Source organism: Amycolatopsis sp. NPDC101161 (assembly GCF_044768185.1).
Classification (GTDB): Bacteria; Actinomycetota; Actinomycetes; order Mycobacteriales; family Pseudonocardiaceae; genus Amycolatopsis.
This window is the reverse complement of sequence record NZ_JBIWPI010000002.1, coordinates 1972599-1988563: the sequence shown is the minus strand read 5'-3', so window position 1 is coordinate 1988563 and position 15965 is coordinate 1972599. Positions and strand designations below refer to the sequence as shown.

The following is a 15965-nucleotide window of genomic DNA, read 5'->3' as shown; positions in this document are numbered from 1 at the left end:
GTCTACCCGCAGCGGGAACGCCCGCTGAGCCGCCCGCTGCTGAGCCGCCCGCGGCCGAGGCACATGCCGAGGGCACCGAGACCGCGGAATCGCCCGCCGCCGAGGCCCCCTCGCCGCCCGCCGCTGCGCTCGAACCCGCTTTCGCGGCGCCCGCGGAGCCCTCCGCCGCGGCCGAGACAGCTGCGGCCCCGGAGCCCGCGGAATCGCCTGCCGCCGAGCCGCCTGCTGTGGTCTGGCCCGCGGAGCCGGCTGCCGAAGCCCCGCCCGCGGCCGAGGTCGCCGAGTCGCCTTCGCCGCCCGCCGCGGTCCCCGCCGTTGATGAAGCCGCTGTCACCACCGATCTCTTCTCCGATGATCTTCTCGGCGAGCTCCTCGAAACCCCCGCCCCACCTCCCGCGCCCGAGAGTCCGGCTCGGAAGCTTCGCAAGGGCCTGGCCCGGACCATGATGTCCATCGGGATCGCGCTCGGGCTCTTCGTCATCCTCTACGCCATCGACCTGATCGCCAGCGCCGGGGATGTGCCGCGCGGCGTCACCGTTGCCGGGATCGAGGTCGGAGGGCTCACCCACGCCGAAGCCGAAGCCAAGCTGCGCAAGGAACTCGAGCCCCGGCTGACCAAGCCCGTCGTCATCCATGCCGGGGATGTCCAGGCCGAGCTCGTGCCCTCGAAGTCGGGGCTCGGGCTCGACTGGCCGAACACCCTCGGGCTCGCCGGGCACCAGCCGCTCAGCCCGATCACGCGGATCATGTCCTTCTTCAGCAGCCGCGAGGTCGGGGTCGCCACGCAGACCGATCCGAACCAGGTCGCCCAGGCCGTGCGGGAACTGGCCGACGGCAAGCTGAACCACCCCGCCACCGAAGGCTCGGTCGGGTTCATGGCCGTCGACGGCAGCGGCGGCGGCGTCACGCCCTACCCCATCCTGCCGCGCCAGGGACAGCAGCTGGCCGACCTCGGCGGCGCCGTGCGGACCGTCACCGACCACTGGCTCGACCCCGGTGGGGTCAAGCTCGGCATGGCGATCACGCCCGTGAAGGCGACCGCCGCCGGGGTGCAGGCGGCCTTCCAGCAGATCGTCGTGCCCGCCGTCGCCAAGCCCGTCGTCGTGCACGGGCAGGGCAAGGACGTGCCGCTCACGCCCGCCACCATCGCGTCGTCGTTCCAGTTCGCCGCCGTTGAGGGCGGGGCCGTCGAGGTCCGGATCGACCAGGGCAAGCTGCAGGCCGCGCTCAAGGACGCCCTCGCGAGCACCGAGACCGACGGCAAGGACGCCCAGATCGTCTTCACCGGCGACCAGCCCGCCGTCGAGCCGTCCGAGGACGCCCGGAAGGTCAACTGGGACAAGACCTTCCTGCCGCTCATCGACGTGCTCAAGAAGACCGACGGCCGCGACCTCCCCGTCGTCTACAGCGCGTCGAGCCCCAGCGTGACCACCGACGCCGCCAGCGCACTCGGCATCAAGGAGGTCATCGGCCAGTTCACCACCGGGGGCCTGGCCGGCCCCGCCGCGACGAACAACCGGACGCTCGCCGACCGCGTGTCCGGCACGATCGTCAAGCCCGGCGAGACCTTCAGCCTTGGCGCTCGCTCCGGCGCCCGCACCGCTGACGCCGGCTACGTACCCGCCCCGGTCGACGAAGACGGCACCGGCGCCGAAGTCGTCGGCGGTGGCGTCTCGCAGCTCGCGTCCACTTTGTACAACGCCGGCTACCTCGCGGGCCTGACCGACGGCGGTCACCTCGAGCACGACCACTACCTCGACCGCTACCCCGCCGGCCGCGACGCCAAGGCCGTCAACGCCGACGGCAGCCCCGTCGAGCTCAAGCTGACCAACGACTCGCCGACCGGGTTCGCCATCCAGGCCACGGTTTCCGGCGACTCCGTGACCGTCCGGATCTGGGGCACCCGCCACTACCGCGTCGAGAGCCAGACCGGCGCGCAAACCCCCGGGGATCCCCCGCCGGTCCAGTTCGGCGGCACCACCCCGTGCCAGCCGTCGATCGGCACGTCCGGCTTCAGCGTCACCGACACGCGCGTGCTCTACGACGTCGCGAGCGGCGCCGAGGTCCGCCGGACGTCGCACACGGCGACCTACGGTCCGCGTCCGACCATCCTCTGTTGAGTTGTCAGCGAAGGACCATGCACCCCGCCTCCTCGAAGTCGCGTAGCCACGCCGGCTCCCGGAAGCGCTTGTTCCACCGCAGATCCAGCTTGTCCAATTTGGACAGCTGAGCGACCGACGCGGGCAGGGTCTCCAGGAGGTTCTCCCGCAGGTCGAGCTGACGCAGCTCGCCGAGGGACCCGATCGACGAAGGCAACGCCGTCAAGCGGTTGCCCCGCAAGTGCAGCTCCCGCAACGCGCCGAGCGCACCGATCGACTCCGGCAGCGCGGCCAGCTCGTTGCGGTACAGCCGGAGTTCGCGCAGCGCGGCGAAACCCGAGAGATCCGCGGGAAGCGAACTCAACCGGTTGTCCGTGCAGCCCAGGTACCGCAGCCGGCTCAACCGGCACCAAGCCACCGGGAACGACGTAAGCCGGTTGTCGCTGACGTACAGGTACTCGGTGAGCCCGGCCAGGTCGCCCAGCTCGTCCGGCAGCGCGTCGAACTCGTTGTGCGCCAAGTCGAGCGTGTGCAACGACGTCAGCGCCGAAATGCCCGGTGGCAGCGACGAAAGCCGGTTCGCCGCCAGGTTGAGCACCTCCAGGCCGGTGTGCGTCCACAGCGACGAAGGCACCGCCGTAAGCGAGTTCTTGTACAGATCCAGCCGCGTCACCCCAGGGGGCAGCGAAGGCACCGACGTCAGCCCCTGGCCGCTCAGCTCCACTGACGTCATGACGGCCGCCTGGTCCGGGGCAGCGACGCCCAGCTGCGCGCGTCGTCCGGAGTGGACACCTGGATCCGCAGTCCCGGCGCCTCGGACACCGCCAGCTCGGTCAGCCGGAGGTCCATCCGGCCGGCTTGCGGGTGGTTGATCCGCCGCAGCCGGGCCTGGGGTTCGGCGACCTCGTGCCGGGCCCACAGCTCCCCGAACTCCGGGCTCAGCGCCGACAACCGGCGGATGTCCTCTTCCCACGACGGGTCGCCGACGTGCCTGCCGTACTCGGCCCGCATCCGCGCGACCATGTAGGGAACCTCCTCGTCGTAGTTCACGAGGAACCGCCGCGCGTTCGGCTCGGTCACGCAGCACCACAGCAGGTTCTTGTGCAGGCACGGCAAGCTGTGCCACTCCCAGAACAGCTCCTCTTGGGCCGCGTTCGACTCCAGGATGTCGAACCGGCCGTTGACCACCGTGGCGGGCAGCGGGTCGAGCGCGCGCAGCACCTCGCGCACGGTGTCCGGCACCGTTTCCACCGTCGACGGCAGCCGCGACGGCGTCAGCTCCGCCAGCCGGTACAGGTGCTCCCGCTCCGGGGCTTCCATCCGCAGCGTGCGCGCCACGGCGTCGAGCACCTGCGAGCTCGCGTTGATCGGCCGCCCCTGCTCCAGCCACGTGTACCAAGTGACGCCGACGCCGGCGAGCAGCGCCACCTCCTCGCGGCGCAACCCGCTGAGCCGACGGCGTGGGCCGGGCGCGAGCCCGACCTCCTCCGGGCCGATCCGCGCCCGGCACGCCTTGAGGAACTGGCCGAGTTCCTCTCGGCGGCTGGTGTGGACCTGCGTCTGGGTCATGCGGACATCGTGCCCGAGGGGTACGACAATTTTCGGGGAAGCGGGTGCTGGCAGTACCAGCATCCGCAGGCTCTCTCCGAAGACAACCGAAGAACCCCAAGGTCGGAGCCATGACTCTGACCACCCCTGCCCCGGCCACGGACCGGGAAGCCCGGCCGGACCGGCGGCCGTGGTTCATGCTGGCCGTCCTGCTGCTCGGCCAGTTCATGGCGCTGCTCGACGTCACCGTCGTGAACGTCGCCATGACCGACATCCGCACCGACCTGCACGCGTCCGGCGCCGCGCTGCAGCTCGTCGTTTCCGGCTACACCGTGGGCTACGCGATGCTGCTCATCACCGGCGCCCGCCTCGGCGAGCTGTACGGCCGGCGCCGGCTGTTCGTCAGCGGCACGATCGCCTTCACCGTCTGCTCCGCGCTCTGCGGCCTGGCGCCGGACGAAAAGATCCTCATCGCCGCCCGGATCGCCCAGGGCGCCGGCGCCGCGCTGATGATGCCGCAGGTCATCAGCCTCATCCAGGCGCAGTTCACCGGCGCCGCGCGGGCCAAAGCGCTCAGCGCGTACACCGCGGTCATCTCGGTCGCGTTCGTGGCCGGCCAGGTGCTCGGCGGCGTGCTCGTCGGCGCGGACCTGTTCGGGACGGGCTGGCGGCCGATCTTCCTGGTGAACGTCCCGCTCGGCGTGCTCGTGGCCGTCCTCGCCGCCAGGCTGGTGCCCGGCGGCATCGCGAAGGCGGGCCGTCGCCTCGACCTCGCCGGGCTCGCGATCGCGGTGCCGTCGGTGGTGCTCGTCGTGCTGCCGCTGGTGCTCGGGCACGAGACGGGCTGGCCGGCCTGGACGTTCGTTTCGGTCGCGGTGGGCGCGCTGCTGGCCGTGCTGTTCGTGGTCGTCGAACGCCGGGTGGCCGACCCGCTCGTCGACCTCGCCGTCCTCAAGATCCGCGGGGTGGCCCCGGGCTTGGCGACGCTCGCGGCGGGAGTCGCGTCCTACGGCGGGTTCCTCTTCTGCGTGTCGCTGCACCTGCAGTCGGGCCTCGGCAAGACGGCGATGGCCGCCGGGCTGGCGATGGCGCCGGGTGGCGTCGTCTTCGGCCTCTGCGGGTTCTTCTGGAACCGGCTGCCGCGGCGGGTGCACGCCTGGCTGACCCCGTGCGGCTACGTGGGATCCGCGGTCGCCTACGCGCTGCTCGGGCTGGGCCGGGACGGCGGGACGCTGTTCTTCGTGGCGCTCCTGCTGTTCGGGCTGTCGATGGGACCCGCGTTCGGCTCGCTGATGGTGAACGCGCTGACCCACGTACCGCTCGAGCGCGCGGCGGACGTCAGCGGCCTGCTGACCACCACGCTGCAGCTGGGCCAGGTGGTCGGCGTGGCCACCTTCGGCAGCCTGTTCCTGACCCTGGCCGTGACGTCGTCCGCGACCGCCCTCACCACCGCGATGACCTGCGCCGCCGCGCTGCTGCTCGTCGGCGCAGGCCTGTCGCTCAGGCGGTAGTGCGGTGACCGCCCTTGACCCGGGCGTAGATCGCCGAAGCCGCGATGACGCCGACGACGGCCGCGACGACCTGGAAGATGTGCCGGATCCAGTCGATGCCGGACGTGTCGCGCACGCCGAACACCCCGGCGAGCCAGTTGCCGATGAACGCGGCCACGATGCCGACGACGATCGTCAGCCAGATCGGGATCTTCTGGTCGCCCGGGGCGAACAAGCGGCCGAGCACGCCCAGGATCAGGCCCACGATGATCGTCGAGATGATGCCCCAAAGTCCGCCGAGCACGGTTGCCTCCTCGGATAGCGCGATAAGCGCCACGGTGGCACCGATCCCGGCGCGTCGCCCGCGCAGACCCCCGAAGGAGTGAGACACGGAAAAGCCCGGTCAGGTTCGCCCCCGACGGCGAACCGGACCGGGCCGGGGTCCGAGGTGTTACCTGGTCACGCCACGGCGTCCATACGCGCCGGCGGCGATGCTGACACCGATCGCGGCGAGGACGACCTGAGTCAGGATTTCCAGCCAGTCGATGCCGGGGGTGTCGGCGTAGCCGAGACCGCGGGCGATGGCCGTGCCGATGAAGGCGGCGACGATACCGATCACGATGGTCAGCCAGATCGGGATGCTCTGCTTGCCGGGAGCGACCAGGCGGCCCAGAACACCGATGATCAGCCCGACGATGAGTGCGCTGACGATGCCGGCGACAGTCATCACTTTCTCCTCTCAAGGATCCGCGAACCCGGCCACTCGGGTCCGTCGGACTCGGTGAGCGGAATGCCCGCGCTGTCCGGTCCTGAAACACGAAACGGGCCCTCCTCACGCGAGGAGAGCCCGTTTCGTGACCATCAGAATGCGGCTTCGTCCAGCTCCATCAGCGCGTTGTCGGCGGCCTCCACGATGGCGCGGCGGGAGGTCAGCTCCGGCAGCACCTGCTTCGCGAAGAACGACGCCACGGCGATCTTGCCCTCGTAGAACGGGACGTCCTTGGCGGACGCGCCCGCGTCGAGCTTGCCGATCGCGACCTCGGCGTGCTTGAGCAGCTGCCAGCCGATGAGCAGGTCGCCGACCGACATCAGCAGCCGGACCGTGTGCTGGCCGACCTTGTTGATGCTCTGCGGGTCCTCCTGCGACGCGGTCAGGTAGCCGATCAGCGAGCCCAGCATGCCCTGGGTGTCCTCGAGGGCCTGCTTGAGCAGCCCGCGCTCGTTCTTGAGCCGGCCGTTGCCCGCCTCGGACTCGATGAACTTCGTGATCTCGCCGGCGACGAAGGCCAGGGACGCGCCCTTGTCGCGGACGATCTTGCGGAAGAAGAAGTCCAGCGACTGGATCGCGGTGGTGCCCTCGTACAGCGAGTCGATCTTGGCGTCGCGGATGTACTGCTCGATCGGGTAGTCCTGCAGGAAGCCGGAACCGCCCAGGGTCTGCAGCGACTGCACGAGCTGCTCGGTGGCGCGCTCGGAGCCGACGCCCTTGACGATCGGCAGCAGCAGGTCGTTCACGCCGTGCGCGACCTTCTGGTCACCCTCGCCGGTCCACAGCTGGTCCTGGAAGGACGCGGTGTACAGGTAGACCGCGCGGAGGCCCTCGGCGTACGCCTTCTGGAGCATCAGCGAGCGGCGGACGTCCGGGTGGTGCGTGATGGTGACGCGCGGGGCGGCCTTGTTCAGCATGTTCGGCAGGTCGGCGCCCTGGACGCGCTCCTTGGCGTACTCGAGCGCGTTGAGGTAACCCGTCGACAGCGTCGCGATGGCCTTGGTGCCGACCATCATCCGGGCGTACTCGATGACCTGGAACATCTGCGCGATGCCGTCGTGCACCTCGCCGAGCAGCCAGCCCTTGGCCGGGGTGCCGTGCTGGCCGAAGGTCAGCTCGCACGTCGTCGAGGCCTTGATGCCCATCTTGTGCTCGACGTTCGTGACGTAGGCGCCGTTGCGCTCGCCCAGCTCACCGGTCTTCGAGTCGAAGTGGAACTTCGGCACGAGGAACAGCGACAGGCCCTTGGTGCCCGGCTTGGTCTCGATGCCGGGACCCTCCGGGCGCGCCAGCACGAGGTGCATGATGTTTTCGCTCATGTCGTGCTCGGCCGAGGTGATGAACCGCTTCACGCCGTCGATGTGCCAGGAGCCGTCCTCCTGCTTGGTGGCCTTGGTGCGGCCCGCGCCGACGTCGGAGCCGGCGTCCGGCTCGGTCAGCACCATCGTGGCGCCCCAGGCCCGGTCGATCATGATCTGGGCCCAGTGCTTCTGCTCTTCGGTGCCGTTCTTGTTCACGATCATCGCGAAGTTCGGGCCCGCCATGTACATGAACAGCGGGGCGTTGGCGCCGAGGATCAGCTCGGACGCGGCCCACTGGACCGTGGGGGGCAGGCCGAAGCCGCCGAGGTCGTTGGTCAGGCCCAGGCGCCACCACTCGCCGTCGAGGAGCTGCTGGTAGCTCTTCTTGAACGACTCGGGGATCTTGACGCTGAAGGTCTTCGGGTCGTACACGGGCGGGTTGCGGTCGGCGTCGGCGAAGGACTCGGCGAGCGGGCCGGTCGCGAGCTTGTTCAGCTCGGACAGCACCCCGCGGGCGGTCTCCTCGTCGGACTCGGCGAGCACACCCTTGCCCAGGCGCTCCTGCACGCCCAGGACCTCGAAGAGGTTGAACTCCAGGTCTCGGACGTTGCTCTTGTAGTGGCCCATGTCGTCACTCCAATGTGTTCGGCTCCCCGGCCGGGCACATGTTCGCCTTACTCGCCGGTAACTTCAGGATATTACCTGCGGGTAACCAGAGCAAGCAGATCCGCACTTCCGAGTGCGGAAATCCGGGTGTTCGAGGGGTCAGCGCTGGCCCGGGAGGGCCGTTGTGTCGGCAGTCACCGGCACGTGGCCGTCCTCCGCCCGGGCGACGAGGATCCCGCCGCGGAAGGCGATGGTGACGGCGTGCGTGCGGTCCCGCGCGGACAGTTTCCGCAAGATGCTCTTGACGTGGGTCCGGACCGTTTCGACGGACAGGAACAGCAGCTTCGCGATCGCCGAGTTCTCGAGACCCTCGGCGACCAGTTGGAGCACTTGGTACTCGCGCCGGGACAGCGGCATCCCGCCGCGCGGCGCCGGTGGGCTGTCGTGGGCGAGGTCGCCCTTGGGGACGGTCGCCCGCTTCGGCCGGGCGGTGAGTGCGGCCAGCGCCGGATCGATGTACCGGCGCTCGGTGTGGGCGCGGCGGATCGCTTCGGCGAGCCGTCGCGAATCGATCGACCGCGGCACGATCGCGTGCGTGCCCGCGGCGATCGCGGCCGCGAGGTACTGCTGCGTGCGGTTCGTGTCCCGGATGAGCGTGACCAGGATCAGCGCCGGGTCGCCGGCGTTGAGCAGCTTCGTCAGGTGGCAGTTCGGGTCGAGCGCCGAGTCGAGCACGACGACGTCCGGCTTGACCTGCTCGCACAGCTGCAGCGCGGCGTGGTGGCTGGCCGCCTGGCCCGCCCAGTGCAGCCCCTGGCTGCGGTGGACGAGCGCGGCGAGGCCGTCGCGGAAGATCGGGACCGGATCGACGACCGCCACGCCGAGACTGCGCCCGCCGGGTCCGGCCGGCCCGATGGGCCTGCGGGTGGGCTCGATGCCGTGCATCGTGGGCCTCCGTCTCTGCGCCGTCGCTCCTGGGGGCGCCTCCCGGCGCCGTCCGGTCCCCCCTGCCGGGACCGGCCAAAAGTGACTCCTCCTGCTTGGTACGAGTCGCGATTGCGCAGCTCATGACGCCAATTACCCCTCATGGCCCAATCCGCCGGTCACAGCAAACTTTGAGTAGAAGACGATCTTGAAGGGACGGTTCGACCGGGCTGGGGAGGACCCGATGGAGCGGTTGGGGCTACTGAGGGTGGCTCACCCCGTATTCAACGATTTCGACAGTCATCGGATGCGGCCCGCAGCTCCGCGAACTCGGCCGCGAGCCCGGCCGGCGTCCAGTGCGCGTTGAGCCCGCTCGGGTTCGGCAGCACCCACACGTGGGTGTCCCCGATCCGGTGCTCTTGCCGCCCGACGCGCGCCTTCGGGAAGCCGAACGCGGTCCGGTAGGCGGTGATCCCGACGACGGCGAGCCACCGCGGGCGGTACTTCTCGACCTTGGCTCGGAGGAGCTTGCCACCTTCCCGGAACTCGTCGGCGGTGAGCTCGTCGGCGCGGGCGGTCGTTCTCGCGACGACGTTCGTGATGCCGAGCTTGAGGTCGAGCAGCTGGTCTTGTTCCGCGGGTTTGTACAGGCGGGGCGTGAAGCCGCCGTTGTGGAGGGCGGGCCAGAACCGGTTGCCGGGACGGGCGAAGTGCTGTTTCAGCGCGCCGGAGTAGAGGCCGGGGTTGATGCCGCAGAAGAGGACGTCGAGACCGGGCGCGATGACGTCCGGGATGGTCGTGTCCCGCGCGGCGGCCAGCTGGTCCTTGGTGGGTCTCACGTGCCCAGTTTCCGGCATGCTCGTCTGGTGGAAGTCACCGCGGACGGGTGTCCCGTCGAGGTCTACCTGCTGCTGCCGGCGGCCGGTGAGCCGGAGATCGTGCACGGGGCTGTGCCGCCCGGGGCGTCGATCCTGGAGCTGGGGTGCGGGGCGGGGCGGGTGACGCATCCGTTGCTTTCGCTGGGGCATCCGGTGGTCGCGGTGGACGATTCGCCGGCGATGCTGGCGCACGTCCGGGCTCCGACGGTGTGCGCGCGGATCGGAGACCTGGACCTCGGGCGGACGTTCGACGCGGTGCTGCTGGGGAGCCATCTGATCAACACGGCGGTGGACGCGGACCGCCGAGCGATGCTCGCCGCCGCGAGGCGGCACCTCGCGCCCTCGGGGCGGCCGATCGTCGAGTGGCACCCGCCTTCTTGGTTCGATTCGGTCGCGTCCGGGCAAGGTGGGCGGCTCGGGGAGGTCGCGATCTCGCTGGCCGACGTGGTCCTGGACGGCGATCTGCTGTCGGCGACCGTCCGGTATTCGGCGCGGGGACGGCGGTGGAGCCAAGAGTTCACCTGCCGCCGTCTTGCGCTCGAGACCGTCCTGACCTCGGCTGACCTGGTCTTCGAGCGGTGGCTCACCGCTGAACGGACCTGGTTCACCGCTCGGGTTTCGGACGGGCCCTATCGCGAGGAGCGTGCCAACCGAGCCGGCTGAGTTCACGATCCCGTCCACAGGCTTCCGCGGTTGTGGACAGCTCGGCCGCCATCGCGCTTTTTCGAGGGTTTTGTCGGGGGCCGCCGATACGCTGGAGCGGGGACGCCCCCCAGGGACGGGCGGGGGCTGTCCGGTGAGGGGCTGGAGGGGGCAGCAGCTCCTCGGGCCGGGTTCGATCGGCCGGTCCGCGCCGCGAACTCGAGAGTTCACCTGCTGCCGACCCGACCGGCGAACACTCCCTGACCTCGGTGAATCCGGCCCGCGCAACCTGGTCGGACCTGGTTCACCGCCCGCCTTCGTCGCGGGGGGTAGCGAATTCACCACTGACCTGCGTACCCTGTGTGATCTCCCGCACAGCGCCGTACCGAGGAGGATTTCGTGCAGCTTCCGCTCATCCTCGGGCTCGTCGCGCTGGTCATCGCCGTCGCCGCTCTTGTCGTCGTCCTCGAAGACCGGCGCGCTGCCAAGCGGGCCGCTCTGCAGCGGAAAGCGCGGCTAGCGCGTCTCGGCGAAGTGGACCCGCTCGCTCCGGGCCGGCTGCACGCCGACCGGTGAACGCAGGACCGCCAGCAGCAGCGCCCCGAACACCCAGCCGACCCCCGCGCCGGACGTGTTGTTCATGAGGTCGTCCACGTCGAAGATGCGGTAAACGTACGGTGCCGTCCCGAAGTTGGCCGTCAGCTGCGTGAGCTCGATCAGCAGTGACGCCGTGAAGCCGATCAGGAGCGTTCCGATCAGGCCGCGACGCCACAGCACCCGCGCGAACACCCCCAGCGGGACGAACAGCAGCACGTTGAGGCACGCCTGCTGGAACGTCTGCGTCATGAACCACTGCGACCCGTGTTTGAGCATCTCCGTGTGGATGTCGGTGATCCACTGGAACGGGTGCAGCTGCACGGTCTGGCTCAGCCGGCGCGTGCCCGGCCCGGGCAGCGGCAGGAAGACGACCGCCAGGGTCATGCACCCGTACAACAGCACCGCGGCGGTCGTCAGCAGGCCACGGACGCGCAGGCCGCCGTAGCGCGCGAGCTGCGTGATCAGCTGCGGCACCAGCACCACGGTCCACAGCGCGAGGAAGCCGATGAACCCGTACTGCAGGGCGGTGACCTGTGCGTTCGTCATGCCACCGACGCTATGGATCTTGCCCCGCGGGTACTTCGGTCGAAGAGCCCGACCGCATCGGCCAGTCGGCCGACCAACGCCGGGCCGATCGGTCAGTCGTCTTCGCTGTCCTCGGAGCGCTCGGATCGCCACGCGCTGAACACCGTGCCGCCGATCAGCAGCACGACGACGGCCAGCACCACGAGTACGACCTCGATGCCCATACGTCCCCCACACGTCGTAGTGCCCGGCTCATCGCGTCCGAGTTAATGGCTGTTACCGAACCCGGCGTGCGTGCGAACCTGCGCGCATGGTCCACGTGCGACGGCTGACGCCCGACGATGTCCCCGTACTGCGCGAAATCCGGCTTCGCGCGCTCGCGGACACCCCCGAGAACTTCGGCTCGCTCGTCGCCGTCGAACGCGCCAAGCCGGACGGCGAGTGGCGTGACTGGCTGCGCGACCGCGCCTGGTTCGCCGCTTTCGACGAGGACGAAGACGCCGTCGCGCTCGTCTGCGGCTGGCCCGCCGAGCCGGAATGGCTCGTCTTCTCGATGTGGGTTGCGCCACAGGCGCGTGGCCGCGGAGTCGCCGTCCGGCTCATGGACGCCGTTCGCGAAGCGGCCGAAGAAGCCGGCGCGGACGCGATCGGCCTGCACGTCTTCGAGGGGAACGACCGCGCTCGGCGCGTCTACGAACGACTCGGGTTCGTCCACACCGGCGAGTCGGAGGTCATAACCGGAAAAGGCAGACGTAACCGGATGCGGCTTGCGCTCACCCGGGAATGACCACGACGCTCGGCACGTCGAAGTCTTGTGCAGGGCAACGAAAGGGAACGCTCATGGCACCGGTCCGGGTCGGCATCGTCGGGCTCAGCGCGAACGGCGGCTGGGCCGCCACCGCGCACGTGCCCGCGCTGGCCGCGGTGGACGGCTACGAGCTCCGCGCGCTCAGCGGGAGCAGCGCCGAGACGGCGCGGGTGGCCGGGGAGAAGTACGGCGTGCCGCTGACCTTCGGCGACGCCGGGGAGCTGGCGCGGCACCCGGAGGTCGACCTGGTCGTCGTCGCGGTGAAGGTGTCCGAGCACCGCGCGCTGATCGAGCCCGCGCTGGCCGCGGGCAAGCAGGTGCTCAGCGAGTGGCCGCTCGGCGCGAGCCTGGCCGAGACCGAGGCGCTGGTCGAAGCCGCTCGCGGAAAGCAGACCGCGGTCGGCCTGCAGGGCCGGTCCGCGCCCGCGTTGCGCTACCTGCGCGACCTCATCAAGGACGGTTACGTCGGCCGCGTGCTCTCGACGTCGCTGATCGGTTCGGGCGGCAACTGGGGGCCGTCGGTCCGGGCCGGGCGCGACTACCAGCTGCACCCCGAAGGCGGGGCGACCATGCTGACCATCCCGTTCGCGCACACCGTCGACGCCTTCGACATGGTGCTCGGCCGGTTCGCCGAGCTGTCGGCGACGATGGCGACCGTCCGGCCGCGGGTGCGTGACGAGGTCACCGGCGACTCGGTCCCGATGACCGCGCCGGACCAGATCGCCGTCAACGGCGTGCTGAACGGCGGCGCCGTCGCGTCGCTGCACCTGCGCGGCGGGTCGTCGCCGGCGACGGACTTCCACTGGGAGATCAACGGCACCGAGGGCACCCTGGTCGTCACCGCCGCGGACCCCCTGTTCTGGATCGCGAAGCTGACGTTGCGCGGCAGCCGGACCGGGACGCTGGAGAAGCTCACCGTGCCCGCCCGCTACGAGCTCCCGCAGCTGGCCGGGCGCAGCGCCGAGCCGTCGTACAACGTCGCGCACGCCTACGCGCGGCACCTGAAGGGCGACCTGCCGGACTTCGCGCACGCGCTGGGCGTGCACCGCGTGCTCGACGCCGTCCAGCGGTCGGCCGACACCGGGACGCGGATTCACTCGGACGCAGAGTAACTGTTACCGGCGGTTGTAGCTTTCTGTTCGCCTCGGACTTACTCTCGGGTGATGGACGACGTTGTCTACGACCGCGCGGGCCGGGGCGAGCCGCTGGTGCTGATCCACGGCATCGGGCACCGCCGTCAGGCCTGGGCACCGGTGTTCCCGCTGCTCACGCCGCATCGCGACGTCATCGCCGTGGACCTTCCGGGCTTCGGGGAGTCGCCCGAGCCGTCCGGCGGGTACGGCGTCGAGCCGGCGCTGGTGATGTTCAAGGAGCTGTTCACCGAGCTGGGCCTCGACCGGCCGCACGTCGCGGGCAACTCGCTCGGCGGCCTGCTGTCGCTCGCGCTCGGGCATGCCGGGCTCGTCCGCAGCGTCACGGCGTTGTCGCCGGCCGGGCTGTGGAACCGCACGCAGAAGATGTACGCGATCGCCACGCTCAAGGCCCACCGCGCGCTCGCTCAGCGCACACCACCGCACGTCGTGCGCCGCATCGCCGCGACGCCGGCCGGGCGCAAGGCGCTGACCGGGATGATCGTCGGGAAGCCGGCGCTGCTGACCCCGGACGACGTCGTCGAGGACGCCCACGCGCTCGCGACCGCGCCGGGCTTCGAGCCCACCGCCGCGCAGTCGCGCGGGGACTTCCGCTTCACCGGGCCGGTCACCGGCGTCCCGGTGACGATCGCCTGGGCCGAGCACGACCGGATCCTGGCCCGCCCCCGCGTCGCCGACCTGCGGAAGGTCGCTCCAAACGGGACGTTCCGGCTGCTGCCGGGTTGCGGGCACGTGCCGATGAACGACGACCCCGGACTCGTCGCGCGGGTGTTGCTCGATGGAAGCCGTTAGGTGACATTCGCTTTACGTCCGTCTTTTGACCCTGGTAGGTGACTGCTTCACGAGGCAGAATCCTCCGCCGTGCGCCCGTTGGGGACGTTGGGCGCGAATCGGAGGAAACACGCATGAGGCTTTCAACCCGGCTCGCGGTGCTCGCCGCGGCCGCGCTGGCGACGACCGCGGTCACCGCCGCGCCCGCGTCCGCGGGCCAGCGCCCGGACCCCACCACCGACGTCCGGATCATCGGGTTCAACGACCTGCACGGCAACCTCGAGCCGCCGGCCGGATCCAGCGGCCGCGTCCGGCAGTCCGACGGGACCACTGTGGACGCCGGCGGCGCCGCTTACCTGGCGACGCACGTGAAGCAGCTTCGCTCGCAGGTGACCAACTCGTTCGTCGTGTCCGCCGGAGACAACATCGGCGCGTCGCCGCTGACCTCGGCGCTGTTCCACGACGAGCCGACGATCGACTTCCTGAACATGCTGGGCGTCAACGGCTCCGTGGTCGGGAACCACGAGTTCGACGAGGGCTACAAGGAGCTGCAGCGCATGCAGTTCGGCGGCTGCCACCCGACCGACGGGTGCCAGTTCCAGAAGACGTTCAGCGGTGCGAAGTTCCCGTTCCTCGGGTCCAATGTGTACTTCACCAACGGCCTGCCCGCGTTGTTGCCGTTCACCGTCAAGTTCGAGGGCGGCGTGCCGATCGGCGTCATCGGCGCCACGCTGAAGGACCTGCCGTCGGTCGTCACGCCGGAGGCGATCAAGGGCCTGAAGTTCGGCGACGAGGTCGAAGCGATCAACCGCACCGCGGACCTGCTCGACTTCTTCGGGGTCAAGGCGCAGATCGTGCTGCTGCACCAGGGTGACAGCACCGAGCTCGAGGGCCCGAACGACTGCAAGGTCCTGCCGGGCCCGGCCAGCGCCATCGCGAAGGCGGTGACCCCGAAGGTCGACGCGATCTTCACCGGCCACAGCCACCAGCAGTACAACTGCGTGATCAACGACCCGGCCGGCCAGCCGCGCACGGTCATCCAGGGCGCGTCCTTCGGCCGGCTGCTGTCGGTCGTCGACTTCAAGATCAACCTGAAGACGCGTGACGTCGTGCGGTCGCAGACCAAGGCGTTCAACGAGATCGTCACGCGGACGGTCACGCCGGACCCGGCCGTGGCGGCGCTCGTCGCCGACGCCGTGGCGAAGTCCGGCCCGATCGCGAACAGGCAGATCGGCACCATCACCCAGGACCTGAAGGCGGCGGGCAACGCGGCCGGCGAGTCGGCGCTCGGCGACGTCATCGCCGACGCGCAGCTCGCGGGCACGCAGTCGAACAGCGCGGTCATCGCGATGACCAACCCGGGCGGCATCCGCGCCGACCTGAACTACGCGTCGTCGCCGGCCGGCGAAGGCGACGGCGTGGTGACCTACGGCGAGGCGTTCACCGTCCAGCCGTTCTCGAACATCATGCAGACGATCACGCTGACCGGCGCGAACCTCAAGAACGTGCTCGAGCAGCAGTGGGCGCCGGGCGTGAACCCGAAGTTCCTGCAGATCTCGAGCTCGCTGCACTACAGCTGGTCGGCGTCCGCGGCGCAGGGCTCGCGGGTCTCGAACATCACGGTCAACGGCACGCCGGTCGACCCGGCGGCGACGTACCGCGTGTCGGTGAACAACTTCCTCGCCGCCGGCGGGGACGGCTTCACCGAGTTCACCAAGGGCACCAACCTGGCCGGCGGACCGGTGGACCTGGACGCGCTGGTCGCGTACCTGGGCGCCCACCCGAACCTGGCCCCGCCCGCGGCGGACCGGGTCACCCAGCTGCCGTGATCCGGTTTTTCCAAGACGGCGGGCCGA

General features: G+C 70.3%; 16 protein-coding genes. 8 read left to right on the top strand and 8 right to left on the bottom strand.

Annotated elements, in window-relative coordinates:
- Positions 1-227: 227 nt before the first annotated feature.
- Positions 228-2120 (top strand): VanW family protein, encoded by a 1893-nt coding sequence (locus ACIRSS_RS20875; RefSeq protein ID WP_400897590.1) that lies wholly within the window; start codon positions 228-230, stop codon positions 2118-2120.
- A 4-nt stretch (positions 2121-2124) separates the two neighbouring features.
- Here the strand turns inward: ACIRSS_RS20875 and ACIRSS_RS20870 are convergent, their stop codons facing one another.
- Together ACIRSS_RS20870 and ACIRSS_RS20865 are read right to left on the bottom strand one after the other, a co-directional pair.
- Positions 2125-2832, bottom strand: a complete 708-nt coding sequence (locus tag ACIRSS_RS20870; RefSeq protein ID WP_400897097.1) for a leucine-rich repeat domain-containing protein — start codon at positions 2830-2832, stop codon at positions 2125-2127.
- On the bottom strand, positions 2829-3668 hold the full coding sequence (locus ACIRSS_RS20865; RefSeq protein ID WP_400897096.1) for a helix-turn-helix transcriptional regulator: 840 nt from the start codon (positions 3666-3668) through the stop codon (positions 2829-2831). The genes ACIRSS_RS20870 and ACIRSS_RS20865 overlap by 4 nt, the downstream gene beginning before the upstream one ends.
- A gap of 110 nt (positions 3669-3778) precedes the next feature.
- On the opposite strand from ACIRSS_RS20865, the gene ACIRSS_RS20860 reads away from it, so the two are divergent.
- Positions 3779-5158, top strand: a complete 1380-nt coding sequence (locus ACIRSS_RS20860) for an MFS transporter (protein ID WP_400897094.1) — start codon at positions 3779-3781, stop codon at positions 5156-5158.
- Here ACIRSS_RS20860 and ACIRSS_RS20855 read toward each other — a convergent pair.
- The 5 genes from ACIRSS_RS20855 to mug form a co-directional block, all read right to left on the bottom strand.
- Entirely contained in the window at positions 5148-5441 is a 294-nt protein-coding gene (locus ACIRSS_RS20855; RefSeq protein WP_400897092.1) for a GlsB/YeaQ/YmgE family stress response membrane protein, read from the bottom strand. The two genes, ACIRSS_RS20860 and ACIRSS_RS20855, sit on opposite strands and share 11 nt — an antisense overlap.
- Before the next feature lie 147 nt (positions 5442-5588).
- On the bottom strand, positions 5589-5864 hold the full coding sequence (locus tag ACIRSS_RS20850; RefSeq protein ID WP_400897090.1) for a GlsB/YeaQ/YmgE family stress response membrane protein: 276 nt from the start codon (positions 5862-5864) through the stop codon (positions 5589-5591).
- Between the two features lie 134 nt (positions 5865-5998).
- Positions 5999-7834: an acyl-CoA dehydrogenase gene (locus ACIRSS_RS20845; protein WP_400897088.1), complete on the bottom strand. Its 1836-nt coding sequence runs from the start codon at positions 7832-7834 to the stop codon at positions 5999-6001.
- 138 nt (positions 7835-7972) lie between these two features.
- Positions 7973-8758 (bottom strand): response regulator transcription factor, encoded by a 786-nt coding sequence (locus ACIRSS_RS20840; protein WP_400897086.1) that lies wholly within the window; start codon positions 8756-8758, stop codon positions 7973-7975.
- Positions 8759-9021: 263 nt separating this feature from the next.
- Positions 9022-9576, bottom strand: coding sequence for a G/U mismatch-specific DNA glycosylase (gene mug, locus ACIRSS_RS20835; protein ID WP_400897084.1), 555 nt, complete (start codon positions 9574-9576; stop codon positions 9022-9024).
- 27 nt (positions 9577-9603) lie between these two features.
- Between mug and ACIRSS_RS20830 the strand changes: the two genes are divergently transcribed.
- Together ACIRSS_RS20830 and ACIRSS_RS20825 are read left to right on the top strand one after the other, a co-directional pair.
- On the top strand, positions 9604-10278 hold the full coding sequence (locus ACIRSS_RS20830) for a class I SAM-dependent methyltransferase (RefSeq protein ID WP_400897082.1): 675 nt from the start codon (positions 9604-9606) through the stop codon (positions 10276-10278).
- Positions 10279-10656: 378 nt separating this feature from the next.
- Positions 10657-10833, top strand: coding sequence for a hypothetical protein (locus tag ACIRSS_RS20825; RefSeq protein ID WP_364448178.1), 177 nt, complete (start codon positions 10657-10659; stop codon positions 10831-10833).
- Here ACIRSS_RS20825 and ACIRSS_RS20820 read toward each other — a convergent pair.
- A complete protein-coding gene (locus ACIRSS_RS20820) occupies positions 10774-11400 on the bottom strand; it encodes a VanZ family protein (protein WP_400897080.1) in 627 nt (208 codons plus the stop codon). The two genes, ACIRSS_RS20825 and ACIRSS_RS20820, sit on opposite strands and share 60 nt — an antisense overlap.
- A gap of 289 nt (positions 11401-11689) precedes the next feature.
- On the opposite strand from ACIRSS_RS20820, the gene ACIRSS_RS20815 reads away from it, so the two are divergent.
- From ACIRSS_RS20815 to ACIRSS_RS20800, 4 genes are all read left to right on the top strand, one after another.
- A complete protein-coding gene (locus ACIRSS_RS20815) occupies positions 11690-12166 on the top strand; it encodes a GNAT family N-acetyltransferase (protein ID WP_400897078.1) in 477 nt (158 codons plus the stop codon).
- 53 nt (positions 12167-12219) lie between these two features.
- Positions 12220-13299 (top strand): Gfo/Idh/MocA family protein, encoded by a 1080-nt coding sequence (locus ACIRSS_RS20810; RefSeq protein WP_400897076.1) that lies wholly within the window; start codon positions 12220-12222, stop codon positions 13297-13299.
- Positions 13300-13350: 51 nt separating this feature from the next.
- Entirely contained in the window at positions 13351-14130 is a 780-nt protein-coding gene (locus ACIRSS_RS20805) for an alpha/beta fold hydrolase (RefSeq protein WP_400897074.1), read from the top strand.
- Between the two features lie 113 nt (positions 14131-14243).
- Complete coding sequence (locus tag ACIRSS_RS20800) at positions 14244-15938, top strand: bifunctional metallophosphatase/5'-nucleotidase (RefSeq protein WP_400897072.1); 1695 nt, start codon at positions 14244-14246, stop codon at positions 15936-15938.
- Positions 15939-15965 lie beyond the last annotated feature (27 nt).